This window comes from Pseudomonas sp. BS-2016 (assembly GCF_001806145.1).
Classification (GTDB): Bacteria; Pseudomonadota; Gammaproteobacteria; order Pseudomonadales; family Pseudomonadaceae; genus Aquipseudomonas; species Aquipseudomonas lundensis.
In genome coordinates, this window is record NZ_MLCT01000053.1 from 1 (window position 1) to 1919 (window position 1919).

Sequence of the window (1919 nt, forward strand, 5' to 3'; positions counted from 1 at the left end):
CGATTCGTCCCGTGGGGTGGCAAGTGCCGCCTTTGTGGGACCCGGTAGCGGGTGATTACGCCAGCGTGGATGGCTGGATCCGTCTGCACACCAACGCGCCCCATCACCGCGCAGCGGCCGAGCGGGTATTGGGGCCTGCCGCTGATCGCGCAGCCATGGCGAGTAGAGTCGCGACCTGGAAAGCCGCCGAACTGGAACAGGCGGTTGTCGATGCGGGCGGTTGTGCGGCGCAGATGCGTAGCTGGCAAGCCTGGCAGCAGCATCCCCAAGGCTTGGCGGTAAACGCCGAAGCGTTGATCCAGCGTCAGGTCTTCGAACGCGGCACCGACAAACCCTGGCTCGGTTCCGCAGCGCGCCCACTGGCCGGCATCAAGGTGCTGGATTTGACCCGGGTGCTGGCCGGCCCGGTGGCCAGTCGTTTCCTCGCCGGCTTGGGTGCCAGCGTACTGCGCATCGACTCGCCCACCTGGAACGAACCTGGCGTCGTCCCGGAAATGACCCTGGGTAAACGCTGCGCCCGCCTGGATCTAACGAGCCACGACGACCGGCAAGTGTTCGAAGCGTTGCTCAAGGACGCCGACATCCTGTTCCACGGTTACCGCGCCGATGCCTTGGAGCAACTCGGTTATACCCTTGGCGAACGTCAGCACATCGCCCCCGGACTGATCGACGTCAGCCTCAACGCCTACGGCTGGAGCGGCCCATGGCGTAATCGGCGTGGCTTTGACAGCCTGGTGCAGATGAGCAGCGGGATTGCCGAGGCGGGCATGGCCTGGAAACAGACGGATAAACCGCTGCCGCTGCCGGTGCAGGCGCTGGATCACGCCACCGGCTATTTGATGGCCGCCAGTGCGATCCGGGCGTTGGCCGAGCGCCTGGACTCCGGACGCGGCGGTTCGGCGCGCTTGTCGTTGGCGCGTACGGCGAAGTTGCTGGTGGAGGCCGGGCAAGTGTCACAGCAAGCGGCATTGCGCGAAGAAGATATCAATGACCAAGGCCTGGTGGTGGAGCAGACAGCCTGGGGCCAGGCTCATCGGCTGCTAGCCCCGCTGAGCATCAGTGGCACGCCGTTGCAGTGGGATTTTCCGGCGGTGGAACTGGGTTCGCACCGGCCTCAGTGGTGACTAATACCCTGTAGGAGCGAGCTTGCTCGCGAAGGTCGCCAACGATAACGCGGGAAACCTGATACACAGCGGCGTTCTCAGGTTTTTCGCGAGCAAGCTCGCTCCTACAGGGTTGTCCACAAATGCTGCGCCGCATACGCCCTCAACGGCCGCCACGCCTCGGCACGCGCCAATAACTGCCGCGCCGATACCGGCCCACCTTCCAAAGCCGCCAAAGCATTGATCAGCCCGATATCCCCCGACGCAAACGCATCCGCCTCGCGCAACTGGCGCATGGCGATGTACTGCGCGGTCCACTCTCCAATCCCCGGCAATGCCACTAGCCTTGCAACGCCGTCCTGGAGGCTAGCCTTGGGTTCGAAAAGCTGTGGGTCATCCAACAGCGCCTGGGCCACACCAGACAACGTACGGCCCCGCGCCTTGGGCATGCCCAGGGTAGTCAGGTCCGCCGCAGCCAACACTTCAGGTGTCGGAAACAGGTGGGTAATACCGGCGTGCGGGGTTTGCAGGGTCTGGCCATACTGCGCCACCAACTTGCCCGCCAGGCGAATCGCCGCCACCACGGTGATCTGCTGGCCCAGCACTGCACGAATCGCCAGTTCCAACCCGTCCCAGGTGCCTGGCAACCGTAGGCCAGGGTGGGCCGCAACCAGTTGCGCCATCAGGGGGTCTTGCGACAATTGCGCGTTGATCACCTCAGGCACCGCATCCAGATCAAACATCCTGCGCAAGCGCCGCTCGATCTCAGGCATCGCTGCAGGCTCGGGAAAGTCGACCGTCACCTCCAGCCAATCC

Annotated in this window: 2 protein-coding genes; one reads left to right on the forward strand and one right to left on the reverse strand. The window is 64.4% G+C overall.

What is annotated here, in order from left to right; genetic code table 11:
- On the forward strand, window positions 1-1124 hold a 1124-nt coding region (locus BKD70_RS22130; protein ID WP_070415398.1), incomplete at its 5' end, for a CoA transferase.
- Window positions 1125-1228: 104 nt separating this feature from the next.
- On the opposite strand, the gene BKD70_RS22135 is transcribed toward BKD70_RS22130, so the two are convergent.
- A partial coding sequence (locus BKD70_RS22135; RefSeq protein WP_070415399.1) for a DNA-3-methyladenine glycosylase occupies window positions 1229-1919 on the reverse strand: 691 nt, incomplete at its 5' end.